Here is an 18,747-nt window from a genome sequence, read left to right on the forward strand (position 1 = left end):
ATGTCCCTAGAAGGTAAAGTGGCCCTGGTTACAGGCGCCAGCCGTGGTATAGGCAGGGCTATCGCCGAAGCGTTGATCAAACAGGGTGCAGTGGTATTGGGTACCGCCACCACTGAATCCGGTGCCGAGCACATTTCTGAATACATTAACGCCGCCGGTGGTAACGGGCGGGGTTTTTGCCTCAATGTGACGGATCCCGCCAGCATCGATGTGGTCATGAATCAAATTCAGAAAGAGTTCGGTGCGCCGCAGATACTGGTTAACAATGCCGGTATAACCCGGGACAACCTGATGTTGCGCATGAAGGAAGAAGAATGGGATCAGGTTATCGATACGAATCTTACTTCCGTGTTCAGAATGAGTAAGGCTTGCCTGCGGGGTATGACCAAGGCCCGCTGGGGCCGTATTGTGAACATCAGTTCCGTGGTGGGTTTGATGGGGAACATGGGGCAGGCGAACTACAGCGCTGCCAAATCCGGCCTTGAGGGCTTTACCCGTTCCCTGGCGCGGGAGATCGGTTCCCGTGGTATTACGGTCAATGCGGTGGCGCCCGGATTCATCGATACTGATATGACCAAAGAGCTGCCGGAAGCGAATAAAGAGGCGATGCTGAGCCAGATTCCTGCTGGCCGACTGGGGCAGCCCGAAGAGATCGCCGCAGTGGTTTCTTTCCTTGCCAGTGAAGAATCTAGTTACATTACAGGGGCAACAATTCCTGTTAATGGCGGTATGTATATGTGATATAGTTGCCGCACTGGTTTGATGGTGTCTGCCTGGGCTCTGACCGAAGTGGGGGAGGGTTCTACAGGCACAATGATTATATATAAACGATAAAACCCTAATTTCTGTAGGGATCATTCACAGGAGATAAGAGTCAAATGAGTAGCAATATCGAAGAGCGCGTCAAGAAAATCGTGGCCGAACAGCTTGGCGTTAAACTGGAAGAGGTCACTAATGACGCTTCTTTCGTCGAAGATCTGGGGGCTGACTCTCTTGACACCGTCGAGTTGGTAATGGCTCTGGAAGAAGAATTTGAAACTGAAATTCCTGACGAAGAAGCAGAAAAAATCACCAAAGTTCAGGAAGCGATTGATTACGTGCAGGCAAACCTGTAAGCACGCCGTCAGAGCAGTAAAGCCGCTGATTTTTCAGCGGCTTTTTTTTGTGTGGGGTGTGGGAGTTGCGGCACTGCTGAGTGTTTTTTGAACTAAACTTTTTACGTCTGGTTACGAAATCTTTTGAAAGACATTTCAGGTATATAACAATAATGTAACAGGGGTAAACTAGCGTCCCCGGTAGAAATACTTAGAACTGAGAATAGTATTTGGAGGAAATATTGTGAGCCGCAGAGTGGTGATCACTGGAATGGGGGCTGTTACCCCCCTGGGTAACAGCGTAGAAGACACATGGAAAGGTCTGCTGGAAGGAAAGAGCGGAATTGCCCCCATCGAGAACTACGATGTCTCCAGCTATTCAACCCGGTTTGCCGGCCAGATCCGCAATCTGGACGTGACCGAGTACCTGTCGTCAAAAGAAGCCCGCAAGATTGACCCTTTTATTCAGTACGGACTGGTTGCCAGTATACAGGCGATACGGGATTCCGGACTGGAAGTGACGGATGCCAACCGTAAGCGAATCGGTGTCGCTGTGGGGTCGGGAATCGGTGGTATCGGCACCATCGAGCGCAACAAGGAGTTACTGGATAAGGGCGGTATTCGCAAAGTCAGCCCGTTTTTGGTGCCCGGTTCCATCATCAATATGATATCCGGAAATTTGTCCATTATGTTTGGCCTGCAAGGGCCGAATTGGGCCATTACCACTGCCTGCACCACGGCCACTCACTGTATTGGTTACGCCTCACGCATGATCAAGTACGGTGATGTGGATGTGATGATTGCCGGTGGCGGTGAGTGCGGTTCGTCTCCGCTGGGTATGGCGGGCTTTGTCGCAGCAAGAGCCCTTTCCACTCGTAACGATAACCCACAGGGTGCGAGCCGCCCCTGGGATCGTGATCGTGATGGCTTTGTGTTGTCCGATGGTGCCGGCGTATTGGTACTGGAAGAATATGAGCACGCCAAAAAGCGGGGTGCAAAGATCCATGGCGAGCTGATCGGTTTTGGTGCCAGCAGCGATGCTCATCACATCACGGCGCCGCCGGAGAATGGCCGCGGCGCAGCGGATGCCATGTTGAATGCACTGGAAGATGCAGCCATCGCCAGAGATTCTGTGGGTTATATCAATGCCCACGGTACCTCCACCCAAGCGGGTGATATTGCGGAAACCAATGCCATCAAGACAATTTTTGGTGCTCATGCCCACAAGCTTTCGGTCAGTTCCACCAAGTCCATGGTGGGGCACTTGCTGGGGGCAGCCGGTGGTGTGGAGGCGGTGTTTACATTACTTGCATTGCAGAATCAGGTAGCGCCACCCACCATCAATCTGGATAACCCGGATGAGGGCTGTGATCTGGATTACGTGCCGCACACCGCCAAGCAGCGCGAAATCAACGTGGCGTTATCCAATTCCTTCGGCTTTGGCGGCACCAACGGCACCCTGATCTTCAAGCGTGCCTGACAACGGCGTTGATGTTTCAACCTGGTTCAACGGACAGCCTGGCGACCGGCTGTCCGTTTTCGATCGTGGCCTGGCCTATGGCGACGGTGTCTTCGAAACCATTCGTATAACACCACAGGGCCCGGTGTTGCTTGATTTTCACCTGCAACGAATGCGCAAAGGTTTGGATCGGCTTGGAATCGATTGTCACTGGGACAGCCTGGAAGCAGAAATCCGGGCTTATCCCGGACTGCGGCAGCCCGCCGTGGTCAAAGTGGTGTGCACCCGTGGCGTGGGCGGCAGAGGCTATGCAACCAGCCAGGTACAGGGCCCCACCCGCGTTATCTCCACCCACCCGTTACCGCAGTATCCGCAGCATTATGCGGCCCGGGGAGTCAGTATTTTTTCCTGTCGTCAACGTCTGTCCATTAACCCGGCCCTGGCCGGGATCAAGCATCTCAATCGTCTGGAGCAGGTTCTGGCCAGGAAGGAATGGGACAGTGACGATTACCAGGAAGGGTTGATGTTGGATAGCCTGGGCAGAGTAGTGGAAGGGGTATTCAGTAACCTGTTTCTGGTGCTGGGTGGCCGTGTTATTACACCCAATCTGGAGCAGGCCGGAGTAGAGGGTGTGATGCGACGTTGGTTGTTGGATCAGTTTGCCAGCCAAGGGGTTTCCACTCATGTCGGTCAGATCACGTTGCAGGATATCCAACTTGCCGATGAGTGGTTTTTTTGCAACAGTGTTTATGGTGTATGGCCGGTGCGCCAATGGGAAAATCGAACCTGGGCAGTGGGTGATATGGCTGGCCGGGCTCAGCAGTGGGTAATGGATCATTGGCAATTCTGAAAAAACGCGTGTTGTTGTTGCTGGTGCTGGGTGCTGTTTTTGCAGGCGTCGCGTTGTTTGCTGTTTCCTGGCTGAATCATTGGGCGCAATCACCTCTGCTGCTGCAGCAGGACAGGGTGCTCAATGTTCCCCAGGGGTCATCGCTTTACAAGCTTTCCATCGAGCTGGAGCAGTCGGGCCTGATTGAGCACGGACGTTACCTGCGTTGGTATATCAAGCTCAATGATCTGGGCCATCTGATTCAGGCGGGCGAATACCATGTGCCGCTGGGCACGACACCGGCACAGTTGATCGAAAAGATCCAGAATGGTGCCGTCATCAAGTATTCGGTCACCTTAATTAACGGCCATACTTTTCAGCAATTTCTGCAGGCTCTTGCGGCCGATCCGGTGCTGGTGCAGCGCTTGCCAGGAATGAGTACCGAGCAGATACTGCAGGCATTGGGGGAGGAGCATAAACACCCGGAAGGCCTGTTTTATCCGGACACCTATCATTTTCAACGGGGTGATTCCGATCTGCAGGTGCTGCAACGAGCCCACCAGCGGATGCAGAAGCTGCTGCAGCAGGCCTGGGCGCAGCGAGAAGAAGGCCTGCCCTATGGGAATGCCTATGAGGCCCTGATCATGGCCTCCATCGTGGAGAAGGAAACAGCCGTGGGTGAGGAGCGGTCTTTGATCGCCGGGGTGTTCGTGAATCGCCTCAACAAGCGGATGCGCCTGCAGACCGATCCCACGGTCATTTATGGCTTGGGGGATCAGTACCAGGGCAATATTACCCGGGCCCATCTTAAGGCCTACACACCGTATAATACCTATCGCATAAACGGCCTGCCGCCGACCCCCATTGCCAATCCGGCTTTACCCGCCATCGAAGCTGCGTTGCACCCGGCAGCGACAAAAGCGTTATACTTCGTGGCCAAAGGTGATGGCAGCCATCATTTTTCGGAAACTTTGCAGGAGCACCAGCGTGCCGTCCGCCAGTATCAGTGGAAACGACGCTCCGACTATCGTTCCAGCCCCAAGTAGACAGCGAACCCGATTTCATGACTCAACGTGGCAAATTCATAACGGTTGAGGGTACCGAGGGCGTGGGTAAGACCACCAATCTCGAGTATATCCGCAACTGGCTTCAACATAACAAGATCGAATTCCTCAGTACCCGGGAACCCGGTGGTACGCCGCTGGCAGAGCAGTTGCGGGGGTTGTTACTGCAGCCGCGCGACGAACCGGTGGACCAGACCGCAGAATTGTTGATGGTGTTTGCGGCCCGTGCCCAGCATCTGAATCAGGTCATCCTGCCGGCGCTGGAGCAGGGAATATGGGTGCTCTGTGATCGCTTCACCGATGCCACTTATGCCTATCAGGGCGGGGGCAGGCAAATGGATAGCGGTATAATCGCGCGCCTGGAGACGCTGGTTCAGGGTGACCTGCGACCAGACGCGGTCATACTGTTGGATGTTCCCGTTGCAGTGGGGTTGGCCCGTGCCAAAGGCAGGGGCGTACTGGATCGCTTTGAGCAGGAGGATATTGCCTTCTTCGAGCGGGTGCGCGGTACCTATCGTGAGCGTGCCCAAGGTAATCCAGCTTACCATCTGGTGGATGCCGGACAGGCTCTGCCGCAGGTGCAGGCGGAACTGGATAAGGTGCTTGTTCAGCTGAAAGGGCGGTGGCTGCCATGAGCCAGTTGGAAACGGATCACGTGCAGGCAGCGCTGCCCTGGCAGCATGAACAGTGGGATGGATTAATGGCCCGCTTGCAGGAACAGCGCCTGCCCCATGCGTTGATGCTGCGGGGGGAGCCCGGTACCGGCAAGAACCGCTTTGCGGTGGCCCTGGCGCAGTATCTGCTGTGCCATAAGCCCTCCGCCAATACTGCCTGTGGTCAGTGCAAGGGGTGCCTGCTGAATCTGGCCGGCTCGCATCCGGACATTGCGTTGCTGGAACCGGAAGACACCGGTAAAGCCATCAAGGTGGATCAGGTGCGTGGGGTGGTGGATTTTGTCGGTAAGAAAGCCCAGCTGGATGGCTTTCGGGTGGTGATCATCAGTCCCGCAGAAGCCATGAACGTTAATTCCTCCAATGCGCTGCTGAAATCCCTGGAAGAGCCGGGGGAGAAAACAGTACTGATCCTGGTTTCCAATCAGATTACCGGGGTGCTGCCCACGATTCGCAGTCGCTGTCAGGTTATGGACTTTCCCATACCGGATCGTCTGCAGGCCCTGTCCTGGCTCAATACCCTGGTGGGTGATGCAGCGAAATCCGAAAAACTGCTTAATGTAGCCAGCGGGGCTCCGGTGCGGGCGCTGGAACTGAATCAAAGTGAATGGCTGGGCGAGCGGGCCACGGTACTACAGCAGTGGCTGGCGGTGCTCAGTGGAAAGCGGGATCCGGTGCGCACCGCCGATGCCTGGATCCAGTACCCGCTGTTGGATGTGCTGGCCTGGTTGCTGGCCTGGCAGATCGACCTGGCGAAACTGGTATCCAGTCAGAAGCAAAGCATCATGAATGAGGATTTGCGTGCGGACCTGAGCGCTGCCAGTGCTCTGATCAATGTGAGCCGGCTCTTTGCCTGCCACGATCATCTGCTGCAGGTAAAGCGCATGCTCAACAGTCAGGCCAATCCTAACCCTCAGTTATTATTAGAAGAAATTTTGTTGAAATGGTCACAGGCCCGCCTGCGTTAGCTGGCATACACTAGGTCAGATGCTAAACTCAACTACAATCATAAGTGAATTTGGTTCGATAAGACTATGGCAATTGGTGGTTCCCGAAGCGGTATCCTGTCGCTGACAATCAAAGACAAGGCAGTGCTCTATGCCGCTTACATGCCCTTTATCAAGAACGGTGGACTCTTCATTCCGACCAACAAGCAATACAAGTTGGGTGAAGAAGTCTTTTTGCTGCTGAACTTGATGGAAGAGACTGAAAAAATTCCGGTGGCCGGCAAGATTGTCTGGGTGACACCGAAAGGCGCCCAGGGCAACCGGGCCGCGGGCATCGGCGTGCAATTCAACGACCAGGACGATACCGCCCGCTCCAAGATTGAGACCTATCTGGCGGGCGCCCTGGATTCAGACCGCCCCACTCACACCATGTAATGTTCATCTGCCGGGGCCGGGACATCACCGGCCCCGGCTGCCAATGTTCCCCGCTTACCTCGAACCGGCAACGGGTTCCGTGTAAAATCCCCACTCATTGTTTTATGGTCATTTCATAACAGGAATCCTAATTATGCTGATTGATTCCCACTGTCATCTCGACAAACTGGATCTGGCAGCCCATGGGGGCGATGTGAACGGCGCGCTGCAGGCTGCTTACGCGCGCCAGGTCAGTCATGTTCTGTGCATTGGAATCAATCTGGAAAACATGGGTGATGTGATTGCCCTGGCGGAAGCCCATGATCCGGTATTTGCGTCGGTCGGGGTTCATCCCCTGTATCAGGAGAGCCGGGAACCCACCTGTGACGAACTGTTGGCCATAGCGGCGCACCCCAAGGTGGTGGCCATTGGCGAAACCGGCCTCGATTATTTCTACGGTGAAGGCGACCTGCAGTGGCAGAAGGACCGCTTTATTGTGCACATCGAAGCGGCAAGAGAGTGCCAGTTGCCCCTGATTATTCACACCCGTGGTGCCAAGGAGGATACTTTGGGGTATTTGCGAGCGTATGGCGGGGGTGCCGTCAACGGCGTTTTGCATTGCTTTACCGAAGATCTGGATATGGCCAAACAGGCGGTGGACATGGGGTTTCTGATTTCCATTTCCGGCATTGTCACCTTTCGCAATGCGTCCGCGTTGCGTGATGTGGTGAAAGCATTGCCCCTGGATCGCCTGTTGGTGGAAACCGACGCGCCCTGGCTGGCGCCGGTTCCCCATCGCGGCAAGAAAAATGAACCGCAGTTTGTGGTGGAGGTGGCGGAGAAAGTGGCTGATTTGAAAGGGATGACCGTGGCGCAGGTGGCACAGCAGACCAGTGCCAATTTTTTTGGGTTATTTCAAAAAGCCCAACCTGGAGTGGCCCGGTCGGAGGCGCAAAACGGATGACAGAGATGCCGTTAGTGATCGCTTTGGGTGGTTTACTGCTGGGCTTGGCACTGGGTTTGGCATTGGGCTTGGCCTTGGGTCATTTCCGGGCGCAGGCAGCACTGCAAAAACTACGCTCCGATGGGGAGCGTGAACGGGCGCTACAGCAACAATCCTCAGAACAGCAGGTGCAGAAGCTGGCGCAACTGGAGGCGCTGGAACGGGATCTCAAGTTAAGCCTGGAGCAGGCCCGGCAACAGTTGGGTGAGGCTCAGCGTGGCTTGGCCCAGGCCGAAGAGCAGGGCCGGCATCATCAGCAACTGCAGCATAAGCTGGCAGCTACCGAGCAAACGGTGGTAGAGCTGCAGAATGAATTGCGGCGGGAACACGGACAGGTGACGGACCTGAGAGCGCGCCTGGAAGCATCGCAGAAAGAGACCCAGGAAAAGCTGCAATTGCTGCAGGAAGCCAAGGAGCAGATGAAGCTGGAGTTTCAGAGCATTGCTCACAAACTTTTTGAAGATAAAAGTGAGAAGTTTACCCAGCAGAACAAGAGCAACATGGGTGAAATCCTCAATCCGTTGAAGGATCAATTATCGGAGTTTAAGAAAAAGGTGGAGGATGTGTATGACAAGGAGAGTCGGGACCGGGTCAGTTTGCTGCAGGAAATAGTATCCCTTAAGGAACTCAATACCCGCATGAGTGCAGACGCCCTGAATCTGACTAAAGCATTAAAGGGCGACAGCAAAGCTCAGGGAAACTGGGGTGAAATGGTGCTGGAGAAGGTGCTGGAAGCCTCCGGCCTGCAGAAAGGACGTGAGTACGAAACCCAGGGCAGCTTCAGTAACGAGGATGGCCAGCGCCTGCGACCGGATGTGGTGGTACATCTACCTGAGAACAAACACGTGGTGATCGATTCGAAAGTGTCGTTGACCGCCTGGGAACGCTTCTCCTCCGAGACGGAAGAGCAACAGGAGCTGCAGTTACGAGCGCACATCGAATCCATTCGCGCTCACATCAAGGATTTGAGCGCCAAGAATTACCAGGATCTGTACGGCATCAATACACCGGATTATGTGTTGATGTTCATCCCCATTGAGCCCGCATTTCTGAAGGCGCTGGAAACCGATGCCCGCCTGTTTGGCGATGCCTTTGACAAGAACATCATGCTGGTTTGTCCGTCCACCCTGCTGGTAACGCTGAAGACCATTCACAATATCTGGCGCTTTGAGTATCAAAATCGCAATGCTCTGGAGATTGCCCGTCAAGCCGGGGCTTTGCATGACCAGTTTGTGCTGTTTGCGGAAGCGCTGGAAGACATTGGTGACAAACTGGATAAGGCGCAACGGGCCTATGAAACCGCCCACAAGCGGCTTTCCTCCGGCAAGGGCAATCTGGTTGGTCGGATTCAACGTCTGGAAACACTGGGCGCGAAAGCGCGTAAGAGTATACCGGAAACGCTCAGATTGGACTCTGAGGAGGAGGAAGAGGTTTAGCCATCCGGCTCTTCAGATGGCGAATATCGACATCCATGTGAGTTCACTGCCGACTATTCGCGGGTCCAACTTAACGGTGTTTGCAGGGTTCAATAAAATCAATGACGAACTGATCGAAACCGATCACAAGCACGCCGATCGGGTGACGTGAACGGGGGTTATACACCGGGGCAGATATTTTGATCAGCATAAGATGGGTGCTTTCATCCAACATTTCTGATTGCACGTACACCTGACCGGCGGTAAGGCCGATTGCTTGCAGGAACTGTGCTTCATCCCCTTGCCAGAAATCGGTGGTTTTTTCAGTGGCTGCCACCAGTCCACCGTTGCGGCCGATGAGCAAACCTTCACCCTGGATGGAGATATGTTTGATCCAGTCCCGCATCTCATCTGCAGAAGGGTTGTTTATGATATCCCCCAGGCGTTGATCCTCCGGCTTCAAACTATTCCAAATCTTGTCCATCTGCTGTGGATTGGGAGGCGATGAATTGTAATTGTTGATACCGGCAATCAATTGCGGGTGACTGGCCAATTCAGTGACTTCCTTTTCCAGGCATTCTATGTGGTTGTAGGCTGCTGCGTACTGAGTTTCTGCACAAACCGCAGAGCAGATTAACATCAGAAATGCACAGAGTGTTCGCATCAAGTTCTTATTCTCCACCCTTCCATGTTTAATCAGTCTAGCAAAAACTGCCAAAAAAAAACCCGGTATCCTGGGGGGGGAACCGGGTTAAGACCAATAGGAGTTAAATATGCGGTACTCGATCCTCGGTACCTGGACCACACTAGGTGACCCAACCAATGTTCTTTCTCACGTTTGGGGGGAAGTGAGCAACATCAGTAATGGTAAGTATTGTCGAGGTTCGGAAAACGTCCAGTATGTACTTAAACTTATTCGCAATTAAAATAGGACACATCCTTTGCTTTAAGAATAAGTGGCTGGCCGCCGCCGTTCAGCCCCTGTCAGTCTTGCCGTGAGTTGATTGGTGTCACCTTGTGTGCGTTGTCTGCCTGTGGGGCTTGGGGCGCTTTTGCTGTTTCTTCAACCGGTGTCGGGGCGGGTGTTTCCTCACCGGATTGGAATACAAGCGCTGGATCCTGCTCCACACCTGAATAGATGCCGCTGCCTTTCCAGGGTATCAAGCGCTCATGTTCATACAGTTTAAAATCAATAAAGGGATATTTGATGATTTCAAAATTGGGGGATTGGTCAATTTCATAGGGCATGCACAATACTGGATGGCGCCTTAAGAGTTGCACACCCTGTTCTCCCGTTGTTTTCACCAGCGGATACACTGGGAACTGGATGAAACCAAAGCATTCCGCAACAAATGCAGCGGTCACGTTCTTGGTATGGCGGCCGGCCCAACGCTTGAAACCACTGCAACGCCAATCCGTGGGCAGCAGGCTCCAGGGAAAAAAGAACCGGAACAGATCAAACAGATAACCGCCCCCCTTGTGGGCACCAAGGCGGTTGATCGCGAATCGTATTACCTGGTCGGCATCTTTGCTGCTCAAACTTTTCGGGCGGCATAGGCGTATGTGATCCTGCTCGTACAGGTCCAGAGGGGTTACCACAATGCCTTCACCCAATCGCGCTTCGATCAGCAGTGGGGTGTCCGGTGGCCCGTTGAAAAAGTGGCTGATGATGGTTTTCAGGTCGGAATCAGCGATATCCAGAGGCCGCCCTATGTACAGTGCTGCATGGCTCCAGGGTGATCGGGTTACGGTCTGAATGACCCGGTCGGATTTGCTGCATCCTTCCACCAGTACCACGTCGCAGGGTTGAACCTCAGCACGAACCCGGTGGAAATCACTGAGGCCATGGTCCCGGACTTCCCGTGATCGGGTCAGCCAGTCCAGAATAAAAGTAATGATCTGTTTGAACATTTGCATAGGAACTCCAATCCCGGCCTAAGCGCTGGGAATAAGGTCAACAGCTTTGCGCAGCACCGGGTAAGGCGTGTAAAAGTGCGGTGAAAAGCGAATTCCACCACCACGACAGGCGCATACCACACCTTGCTGTTTCAACCGTTCAAAGAGTAATTCTGGCGCAATTTCACGATGACGGAAAGTCAGAATGCCGGATCGCTGAGGCCGATGGATATCGGTCAACAGTTCCAGGTCAGAGCGCGCCAACAGAGCCTGTTGCAGGTACTGAATGTTATCCATAAGTGCGCTCTGTACCTGGTGCATCCCGATTTCCAGTAACAGTTCCAGGCTGGCATTCAGCGCATAGGCGCCCAGCATATTGGGGCTGCCACACTCAAAGCGCTTGGCATCGGTGGCGATTTCCCAGGTTTTGCGATTGTAATTTCCGCGGTCCTCCACCATATGCCAACCATATTGATTCAGGGAGAGCAGGTCCATGGCCCGGTCGCTGACGTAAAACAGTGCGAGGCCTTCTGGTCCAAGCATCCACTTGTGACCGTCCGCCACCACAAAATCGGCCTGGCAGGCCGTTACATCAAAGGGCAGGGCGCCGATACTCTGAATGGCATCCACACAGAACAGGATGCCCTGTTCCCGGCAGGCATTGCCCAATTGTTCAAGGTCGAGCACCAGGCCGTTGCCGTACTGTACGGAGCTCACTGACAGCAGTCGCACGGAGCTATCCAATGCGGCAATGATATTCTGCTCGGGGGTATCCGTATCCTGGCCGTTGCCAAGGGGCGCCTCTATCAGTGAGACGCCTTTGGATGCCAGGGATTCCCATACGATTCGGTTGCTTGGAAACTCCTGGTCGGTAATGACAATGGCGTCACCCGCCTGCCAATTGAGTCCGTAGGCGATGGCCGACAAACCCTCCGAGGTGTTTTTCTGCAGGGCAATATTGGCGACGGATTCGGCTCCGATCATCTGCGCCAGTTTACTGCGCAGGCTTTGCTCGGTCTTAAGCCAGGCGGGGTAATCCGCGGCTCCGCGATGAAGGTTCTCACGGGCAAACTTTGCAACGGCCGTGGCCGCCCGCTGTGGCCAGGGGGACACGGCGGCGTGATTGAGGTAGTAAACGTCAGAATCCTGTGGAAATTCCTGTTGCAGCGATAGTTCAGACACAAAAGCTCATCCTTGTTGATCGAAGGGATAGTCTATATTGTCAAAGGGTGTGACTCAAAGGTCACCCGAAATGGATTCGGCCGTTGTTTTACAACCTATTGTTCTATAAGGTCAATGTGGTCAAAAAGCTGCAATAATTGCCGTCAAGTAATAGGAAATAGAGTTTAAATTGCGCATAATTGCGCCCCAAAATCGTGGTATCGGAGTTATGTAGATGACTGATTTGCAGAAAGCCAGCCAGAAAGCCCAGGAATTTCGCAAGCGGGAAGAGGAAATTCTCGAGCGAGCACAGGAACTGTTCATCGCCCACGGCGAAGACAAGGTCACCGTGGAGATGATTGCCGATGCGGTCAATATTGGCAAAGGCACCATCTACAAGCATTTTGAAACGAAAGACGAGATTTATCTGCGGCTGATGATTCGATACGAAGAAGAGTTGGCGGAGATGTTTGATCGGCTCAATGAAGGCGACTCAAAAGACCGCGCCAAATTGGCCAAGGATTATTTTTCCTTCCGCATGAAGGATCCGGATAAGTACGCATTATTTGACCGCTTGGAGCACAAATTAACCAATAAAACCTCCTGTCCTGACCTGGTTTCCAAGCTGCATGAGATCCGGGCCAGCAACCTGGATAAGCTGGCGGGGGTAATCAAGGCCAAGATTGACGATGGCACGTTGGAGGATGTTCCACCGTATTTTCACATCTTTGCCGCCTGGGCGTTGGTACATGGGGCCGTCGCCCTCTATCACTCCAAGTTTTATCAGGAGTTCATTGAAGACAAAGATGCCTTTTTCAATTTCCTCGGTGACGTGGGGATTCGAATGGGGAATCGGCGCAGCAAATAGTTGTTTTTCACATGGTACCGGTCAGGATACTTCCGCATCCGCTGCGTGGTGATGAGTCTGCGCAGCGCTTGATTCACCCCGCCTTTCCTTGATTCAACCAACCTTTCCCAATCAGATCAATTAACTATACTGAGATCACCATCTGGTTTCAGGAGCCGACGTGTTGTTCAAATACTTACTAGCTGTGTTGTTGCTTGGCGTATCGGCGTGCAGTTCCAATTCGTATATTGCCAATACCTCCACTGATGCACTGGACAGTCTGTCCCCGGTTGACAGCCGCCAGGTGAGCCGAGAGCAACAACTGGTCCTGGCCAGCCACTACCATATTGAGGTGGGTTACGCGGCTGACGGCCTAAGAAGTGAGGACATTACGGACTTGAACCGCTTGGCTCGGGATGCCCTGGCGCGGCATCTGCGCCGTTACTTCGCCCATGTGGAGGTTGCGACGACGCCGCAGACTCTGCAGCAGGCTTTACGTACCGCGGCCAGTCATTCCGCTCAACTGCTGCTGTTCCCCAGAATTGAAAACTGGCCGAATATCGAGCCTATCCGGTTGCGCGAGTGTCAGGACGAGGAAGGTAACGTCATGACCAGCCTGGGGCAGTGTGAAGAGAAAGACGAGGCCCAGTCGGATGAGCTGGTAGTGGTGGTGGGGATTTACGATGTCCTCTCCGGAAAACATCTGGATTCTGTTCATGCCCGCTCCCGACGCGGGGTGGCAGCCTATCTCTATGAAGACAGTGAGCAGGAACTGGAGGTCTTGAACCAGTTGATGGTGCAGCGCCTTGCGCCTAACGCTAGGCGCTACTGAGCGTTATGCATCTGTCACTGATTGATGGTAACATTTGTTTTGTCCAACAGTAGCACAAGGCAGAACAACAAGGCGTCGGCAACATAACACTGTAATCTTGTTCAACCACGTTTGGGTACCAGGGATGTACGCTTCGATCATTGCGCACTATGTATATGTGACATTGGCCGCCATTGCCGGTCAGGGGGACCTCACCGGTGAAGCAGCTGTTTGACCGGCTATCGGTTGCCAATAAACTGGTTTTGATTAACCTCGTGGTGGTGGTGGCGGCGCTGGCTTCCGCGTTCCTCTTTTTTCTTTTCTCTGAGCGGGCTGAGCATCGTGAGCATTTTGTGGATGATCTGCGAACTCACAGCAGCATCATGGTGCAAAGCCTGATACCGGCTCTGGAATCCGGCGATGAAGCGTTGGCGCAACGGATACTGGACGCCAACAGCCATGAAGATAGTGTTATCGAAGCCATTTTGTTTGATCAGCAGCGCCGGGTTGTGGCCTATTACAACCGCAATCGCCGGCCCCTGGCAGAGACGGATTACGCCTATCTGTACGGCGGCCGGTTACAGTGGCCCGGCGATAACAGCAGTTCGGTGGTGTTTTCGCGGGAAGGGGTTTTCCTGTTCCAGCAGATTGAATACGGTGATGGACTGCTGGGGGGGTTGTTTTTACACTCATCCCTGGCGGGTATCAATGCCACCAAAAACTATACGTATTGGGTCTTTCTGGTGGTGTTTCTGGTGGCACTGCTGGTGTCGCTGTTGATTATCCGGCGCATGATCTCGGTGGTGGCCGAGCCCATCCATAATCTCTTGAATGCTGTAAACGAAGTCAGAAACGATGGTAATTATGCCGTGCGCGTTGAGGGGCATATGCAGGATGAGCTGGGGGAGCTGGCAGAAGCGTTCAACAACATGTTGCAGGCAATAGGGGAGCGCGATGCGGAGTTGAGCAAGCAGCATCTCAAGCTTGAAGCGGAAGTGCAGGAGCGAACGCAGGAGCTTCGCATTACCAATGAAAACCTGGAAAAGACTGTAAAAGCCCTGCAACAGGCCAATCGTGCCATTCGGATCTCTGAAGAGAATAAACGCATTGCCGAAGCCAGCGCCCGCGCCAAGGCACATTTTCTTGCCAATATGAGTCACGAGCTGAGAACACCCATGAACGGTGTTCTGGGCATGCTTTCCCTGCTGCACGATACGACATTAAGCGAAGAGCAGCGCGAATATCTGGATGTGGCCTACGAGTCCGGTCATGTTCTGCTGGAACTCATCAATAACGTGCTGGATTTGTCTAAGATCGAGCAAGGCAAGCTGGTATTGGAGAGCATCCCCTTCGATTTGCGGCAATCCATAGAAGAGGTGCTTTCCATTCTGGCTGAACCCGCCCAGAGTAAAGGCCTGGAATTGGCTTTGGACTGGACGCCCTTCACACCCACCCGGGTCATCGGTGATCCGGTACGATTTAAACAACTGTTACTGAACCTTATCGGCAATGCGGTGAAATTCACCCCCAGTGGCCATGTGATGGTGACGTTTCGCTTGGTGGGAGACTTCGGTTCCCGTAAGCGCTACCGGTTTGAAATCTGTGACACTGGTGTGGGCATCAAAGATGAGGTGTGTAGCCTGATTTTTGAAAAATTCTCGCAGGCGGATGCTTCCACCACCCGTGAATACGGAGGCACTGGGTTAGGGCTCGCGTTGTGCAAGCAATTAACCCGCCTGATGGAGGGAAAGATCGGCGTGCACAGTCAGTATGGTCAGGGCAGCACATTCTGGTTTGAGGTGCACTTCGAAGAGCAGGACAATGTGGCGGGAGCAGAACGAGTACTGGCGGCAGAGTCGGCGGCATTGCTGTTGCTGGAGCCTGATCGTGCGGCGCAGTCCAGCTTTGCATCGTATCTGGGGGCAATGGGAGCCCGTACGGATGCGGTGATGGATATGGAGAGCTTTGTGGGGCGCTTGGAATCCAGGGAAAAAGATTACCACGGCGTCATTATGAGTATGAATGCCGGTGTCGACGTGATTCGCTCCATGCTCGCCGCCAGTATTGTTACCCAGCGCTTCAACAATGTGCAGATCATGATAAGCGGTACTACCTACCAAAGACAGGCACTGACAGCAGAAGAACGGTTGCAGCACAGCTTTATTTGCAAACCACTGCGCTATGACCGCTTGCTTGCCGTATTAGAGGATGCCATCGGGGATAAAAAAGCCCAATTGCAGGTCCAACCTACAGACAGCAACATTGTTTCACTCTCAAACAGGAAACTGTTGGTGGTGGAGGATAACCTGGTGAATCAACAGGTGGCGCGGGGGCGATTGGAAAAAATGGGATTTGATGTTCATGTTGCGGAAAATGGTGCCACTGCGTTGGAAATGCTGAATCAGGAGCGTTACGATTTAATCTTTATGGATTGTCAGATGCCGGTCTTGGATGGTTACCAGGCTACCCGCCGCATTCGTGAAACGGAGCAACGGGAAGCGTCCACAAGAATTCCCATCGTCGCGATGACCGCACATGCTATGGCCGGTGATCGTGATCAGTGCCTGCGGGCGGGGATGGATGATTACGTTTCAAAACCATTCAAAACAGAAGAACTGAAATCCATACTGGAACGCTGGCTAAACCAATAGGACTTTTCAACAGGTACATCATGAACGACAAGCTCAATCTTAATGATCTGGCCGACAAGGTTGAACAGACCGCAGAGACGGAAAAAAAACTGCCGCCCCTGGAAAAATGGAATCCCCCGTTTTCCGGGGATCTGGATATGCGAATCCAGCGGGATGGTAAGTGGTTTTATCTGGGCTCTGAGATCAAGCGCCAATCCCTGGTTAACCTGTTTTCCACAATACTGTGGCGGGAGGGTGATGAGTACTTCCTGGTCACACCGGTGGAGAAGTACCGGATTCAGGTTGAAGATGCGCCCTTTGTGGCAGTGTTGGTGGAGCAGGTAGAAGAGCAGCAGGGGCCGGCGCTGCGCTTCCAAACCAACGTCGGTGATTTTGTGGTGGCGGGGGAAGATCATCCAATTCGGGTGGATGTGGATCCTGAAAGTGGCGAACCAGCGCCATATATTCTGGTGCGGAAAAATCTGGAGGCGCTTATATCACGCAATGTGTTCTATCAATTGGTGGACCAGGCTGAGGTGGGCTCCGGTGATGGCAATGAGTTGTTCATAGACAGTCGCGGCTGTCGTTTCAGTCTCGGGCGCTTTTAGCGGATATCGAGTTTGGGCAGGGCTTCCCGCCCTCCGCAAAAAAAAGAGCAGGTATAGTACCTGCTCTTTTTTTGGGCCTGTTTATCTACATGCTGGTCTACATGTTGGGATAGTTGGGCCCACCGGTACCTTCAGGAACCACCCAGTTGATGTTCTGACTGGGGTCTTTGATGTCACAGGTTTTGCAGTGTACGCAGTTTTGCGCGTTGATCTGAAAACGCTTACTGCCGTCTTCATTATCCACCACTTCATACACGCCTGCCGGACAATAACGTTGTGCTGGCTCAGCCCATTTCTCCAGGTTAACCTCGATGGGAATGGACGGATCCTTCAACTGCAGGTGGCAGGGCTGATCTTCTTCGTGATTGGTGTTGGATAGAAACACCGAACCCAGCTTGTCGAAGCTCAACTTGCCATCAGGCTTGGGGTAGTTGATGGGTGAGTAGTTGGCTGCCGGTTTGATGCAGGCATAATCCGGTGTGGTGTCGTGCAGGTTCACCGGCAGTTTGCCATTGAAAATATTCTGGTCGATAAAGTTGAACGCGGCCCCGATAAAGGTGCCGAATTTGTGCATGGCGGCACCAAAGTTACGGCTGCGGAACAACTCATCAAACACCCAGGAGCTTTCGAACTTGCTGGTGTACGCAGTCAGCTCGGCTGGAGGGGTGTCCTGTGCCAGTGCTTCAACCACGGCTTCGGCTGCCAGCATGCCGCTCTTCATGGCAGTGTGAGTGCCTTTGATCTTGCTGAAGTTAAGTGTGCCGGCGTCACAACCAATCAACAGACCACCGGGGAAGGTCATTTTGGGCAGTGAATGCAAGCCACCTTTGATAACCGCCCGTGCACCGTAGGAAACGCGCTTGGCGCCCTGCAGGGTGTCGGCAAACAGCGGATGATGTTTCATGCGCTGGAATTCGTCGAACGGGCTCAGGTAGGGATTGTCATAGTTGAGATCCGTAATGAGACCCACCACCACTTGATTGTTTTCCGAGTGATACAGGAAGAAGCCGCCGGTGGCACCGTTTTCGGCCAGTGGCCAGCCGGCGCCATGCACCACCAGGCCTTCCTGGTGCTTGGCAGGGTCGATATCCCACAGTTCTTTGATGCCGATGCCGTAATGCTGGGGATCTTTGCCCGCATCCAGCTTGAAGTGCCTGATCAGCTCTTTGCCCAGATGGCCGCGGCAACCTTCCGAGAAAACAGTATATTTTGCGTGCAACTCAAAGCCGGGCTGGTAGCTTGGCTTTTGCTCACCGCTCATTGAAACGCCCATATCACCAGTGGCTACGCCTTTGACGCTGCCGTCTTCGTTGAACAGAATTTCAGCGGCGGCAAAGCCGGGGTAGATTTCAACGCCCAGGCCTTCAGCCTGCTCGGCCAGCCAGCGGCAGACGTTGCCCAGGCTCACAATGTAGTTGCCATCGTTGTGCATGGGCTTTGGAATGCCAAAATGGGGAACCTTGGACGCCTTGCTGTCACTGGTCAGAAAGTAGACTTCATCACCTTTAACCGGGACGTTCAGGGGAGCCCCCAACTCTTTCCAGTTGGGAAACAGCTCGTTCATGGCACGGGGTTCGATGACGGCACCGGACAGGATGTGGGCTCCCACTTCGGACCCTTTCTCCACCACACAGACGGTGATTTCCTCGTTCAACTGTTTCAATTTACATGCAGTCGACAGTCCGGCAGGACCCGCACCCACGATGACGACATCATATTCCATCGATTCACGTTCCATAGCGTGTCTCCTCTGGCAAGCCTATGGATAAATGTAAGGAGGGCGGCCGAACAGTTGGCCCAATCTGGATGGCCCCAAGTGCTGATGATTGGGGGCGCCCGCTAATTCAAACGGGCGTATTATAGGAGAGAAGTAAAACAAAACCAATGAATTGCGCAGA

18 protein-coding genes are annotated in these 18,747 nt (G+C 53.6%); 14 read left to right on the forward strand and 4 right to left on the reverse strand.

What is annotated here, in order from left to right; all coding sequences use genetic code 11:
- The 10 genes from fabG to rmuC all read left to right on the forward strand — a co-directional run bounded on the left by fabG (position 1) and on the right by rmuC (position 8,917).
- The gene (gene fabG / locus D9N13_RS09925) at positions 1-741 is read left to right on the forward strand and encodes a 3-oxoacyl-ACP reductase FabG (RefSeq protein WP_290588864.1); all 741 of its coding nucleotides are present in this window, start codon (positions 1-3) and stop codon (positions 739-741) included.
- Between the two features lie 137 nt (positions 742-878).
- Positions 879-1,115: an acyl carrier protein gene (acpP, locus tag D9N13_RS09930; RefSeq protein ID WP_290579527.1), complete on the forward strand. Its 237-nt coding sequence runs from the start codon at positions 879-881 to the stop codon at positions 1,113-1,115.
- A 220-nt stretch (positions 1,116-1,335) separates the two neighbouring features.
- Positions 1,336-2,574, forward strand: coding sequence for a beta-ketoacyl-ACP synthase II (gene fabF, locus D9N13_RS09935; RefSeq protein WP_290589834.1), 1,239 nt, complete (start codon positions 1,336-1,338; stop codon positions 2,572-2,574).
- Positions 2,567-3,403, forward strand: coding sequence for an aminodeoxychorismate lyase (gene pabC, locus D9N13_RS09940; RefSeq protein WP_290588867.1), 837 nt, complete (start codon positions 2,567-2,569; stop codon positions 3,401-3,403). Before fabF ends, pabC begins: the two co-directional genes overlap by 8 nt.
- Complete coding sequence (mltG, locus tag D9N13_RS09945) at positions 3,391-4,428, forward strand: endolytic transglycosylase MltG (protein ID WP_290588870.1); 1,038 nt, start codon at positions 3,391-3,393, stop codon at positions 4,426-4,428. Before pabC ends, mltG begins: the two co-directional genes overlap by 13 nt.
- Before the next feature lie 17 nt (positions 4,429-4,445).
- Positions 4,446-5,081 (forward strand): dTMP kinase, encoded by a 636-nt coding sequence (gene tmk / locus D9N13_RS09950; RefSeq protein ID WP_290588873.1) that lies wholly within the window; start codon positions 4,446-4,448, stop codon positions 5,079-5,081.
- Complete coding sequence (locus D9N13_RS09955) at positions 5,078-6,085, forward strand: DNA polymerase III subunit delta' (protein ID WP_290588876.1); 1,008 nt, start codon at positions 5,078-5,080, stop codon at positions 6,083-6,085. Before tmk ends, D9N13_RS09955 begins: the two co-directional genes overlap by 4 nt.
- A gap of 66 nt (positions 6,086-6,151) precedes the next feature.
- Positions 6,152-6,499: a PilZ domain-containing protein gene (locus D9N13_RS09960; protein WP_290588879.1), complete on the forward strand. Its 348-nt coding sequence runs from the start codon at positions 6,152-6,154 to the stop codon at positions 6,497-6,499.
- Positions 6,500-6,632: 133 nt separating this feature from the next.
- Positions 6,633-7,442, forward strand: coding sequence for a TatD family hydrolase (locus D9N13_RS09965; protein WP_290588881.1), 810 nt, complete (start codon positions 6,633-6,635; stop codon positions 7,440-7,442).
- Positions 7,443-7,447: 5 nt separating this feature from the next.
- Positions 7,448-8,917, forward strand: coding sequence for a DNA recombination protein RmuC (rmuC, locus tag D9N13_RS09970; protein ID WP_290588883.1), 1,470 nt, complete (start codon positions 7,448-7,450; stop codon positions 8,915-8,917).
- A 70-nt stretch (positions 8,918-8,987) separates the two neighbouring features.
- Here the strand turns inward: rmuC and D9N13_RS09975 are convergent, their stop codons facing one another.
- The 3 genes from D9N13_RS09975 to D9N13_RS09985 form a co-directional block, all read right to left on the reverse strand.
- Positions 8,988-9,560, reverse strand: coding sequence for a hypothetical protein (locus D9N13_RS09975; RefSeq protein ID WP_290588885.1), 573 nt, complete (start codon positions 9,558-9,560; stop codon positions 8,988-8,990).
- Positions 9,561-9,880: 320 nt separating this feature from the next.
- Positions 9,881-10,813: a hypothetical protein gene (locus D9N13_RS09980; RefSeq protein ID WP_290588887.1), complete on the reverse strand. Its 933-nt coding sequence runs from the start codon at positions 10,811-10,813 to the stop codon at positions 9,881-9,883.
- Between the two features lie 18 nt (positions 10,814-10,831).
- A complete protein-coding gene (locus D9N13_RS09985; RefSeq protein WP_290588890.1) occupies positions 10,832-11,974 on the reverse strand; it encodes an aminotransferase class V-fold PLP-dependent enzyme in 1,143 nt (380 codons plus the stop codon).
- 223 nt (positions 11,975-12,197) lie between these two features.
- Between D9N13_RS09985 and D9N13_RS09990 the strand changes: the two genes are divergently transcribed.
- From D9N13_RS09990 to D9N13_RS10005, 4 genes are all read left to right on the forward strand, one after another.
- On the forward strand, positions 12,198-12,821 hold the full coding sequence (locus D9N13_RS09990; RefSeq protein ID WP_317622491.1) for a TetR/AcrR family transcriptional regulator: 624 nt from the start codon (positions 12,198-12,200) through the stop codon (positions 12,819-12,821).
- 160 nt (positions 12,822-12,981) lie between these two features.
- Positions 12,982-13,632 (forward strand): DUF4823 domain-containing protein, encoded by a 651-nt coding sequence (locus tag D9N13_RS09995; RefSeq protein ID WP_290588896.1) that lies wholly within the window; start codon positions 12,982-12,984, stop codon positions 13,630-13,632.
- A gap of 197 nt (positions 13,633-13,829) precedes the next feature.
- Positions 13,830-16,262, forward strand: a complete 2,433-nt coding sequence (locus tag D9N13_RS10000) for a response regulator (protein ID WP_290588899.1) — start codon at positions 13,830-13,832, stop codon at positions 16,260-16,262.
- A gap of 20 nt (positions 16,263-16,282) precedes the next feature.
- Complete coding sequence (locus D9N13_RS10005; RefSeq protein ID WP_290588902.1) at positions 16,283-16,849, forward strand: DUF1285 domain-containing protein; 567 nt, start codon at positions 16,283-16,285, stop codon at positions 16,847-16,849.
- A gap of 97 nt (positions 16,850-16,946) precedes the next feature.
- On the opposite strand, the gene D9N13_RS10010 is transcribed toward D9N13_RS10005, so the two are convergent.
- A complete protein-coding gene (locus D9N13_RS10010; RefSeq protein WP_290588905.1) occupies positions 16,947-18,587 on the reverse strand; it encodes an electron transfer flavoprotein-ubiquinone oxidoreductase in 1,641 nt (546 codons plus the stop codon).
- Between the last annotated feature and the right edge of the window lie 160 nt (positions 18,588-18,747).

The organism is Ketobacter sp. GenoA1, assembly GCF_003671475.1.
In the GTDB taxonomy this organism is placed as follows: domain Bacteria; phylum Pseudomonadota; class Gammaproteobacteria; order Pseudomonadales; family Ketobacteraceae; genus Ketobacter.

Excerpts from the sequence above, each read along its gene's own strand:
- D9N13_RS09975 (WP_290588885.1), bottom strand. The coding sequence starts at position 9,560 with ATGCGAACACTCTGTGCATTTCTGATGTTAATCTGCTCTGCGGTTTGT.
- fabG (WP_290588864.1), top strand. The coding sequence starts at position 1 with ATGTCCCTAGAAGGTAAAGTGGCCCTGGTTACAGGCGCCAGCCGTGGT.
- D9N13_RS09955 (WP_290588876.1), top strand. The coding sequence starts at position 5,078 with ATGAGCCAGTTGGAAACGGATCACGTGCAGGCAGCGCTGCCCTGGCAG.
- D9N13_RS09980 (WP_290588887.1), bottom strand. The coding sequence starts at position 10,813 with ATGCAAATGTTCAAACAGATCATTACTTTTATTCTGGACTGGCTGACC.
- D9N13_RS10010 (WP_290588905.1), bottom strand. The coding sequence starts at position 18,587 with ATGGAACGTGAATCGATGGAATATGATGTCGTCATCGTGGGTGCGGGT.
- D9N13_RS09960 (WP_290588879.1), top strand. The coding sequence starts at position 6,152 with ATGGCAATTGGTGGTTCCCGAAGCGGTATCCTGTCGCTGACAATCAAA.
- acpP (WP_290579527.1), top strand. The coding sequence starts at position 879 with ATGAGTAGCAATATCGAAGAGCGCGTCAAGAAAATCGTGGCCGAACAG.
- D9N13_RS09965 (WP_290588881.1), top strand. The coding sequence starts at position 6,633 with ATGCTGATTGATTCCCACTGTCATCTCGACAAACTGGATCTGGCAGCC.
- D9N13_RS10005 (WP_290588902.1), top strand. The coding sequence starts at position 16,283 with ATGAACGACAAGCTCAATCTTAATGATCTGGCCGACAAGGTTGAACAG.
- rmuC (WP_290588883.1), top strand. The coding sequence starts at position 7,448 with ATGCCGTTAGTGATCGCTTTGGGTGGTTTACTGCTGGGCTTGGCACTG.
- tmk (WP_290588873.1), top strand. The coding sequence starts at position 4,446 with ATGACTCAACGTGGCAAATTCATAACGGTTGAGGGTACCGAGGGCGTG.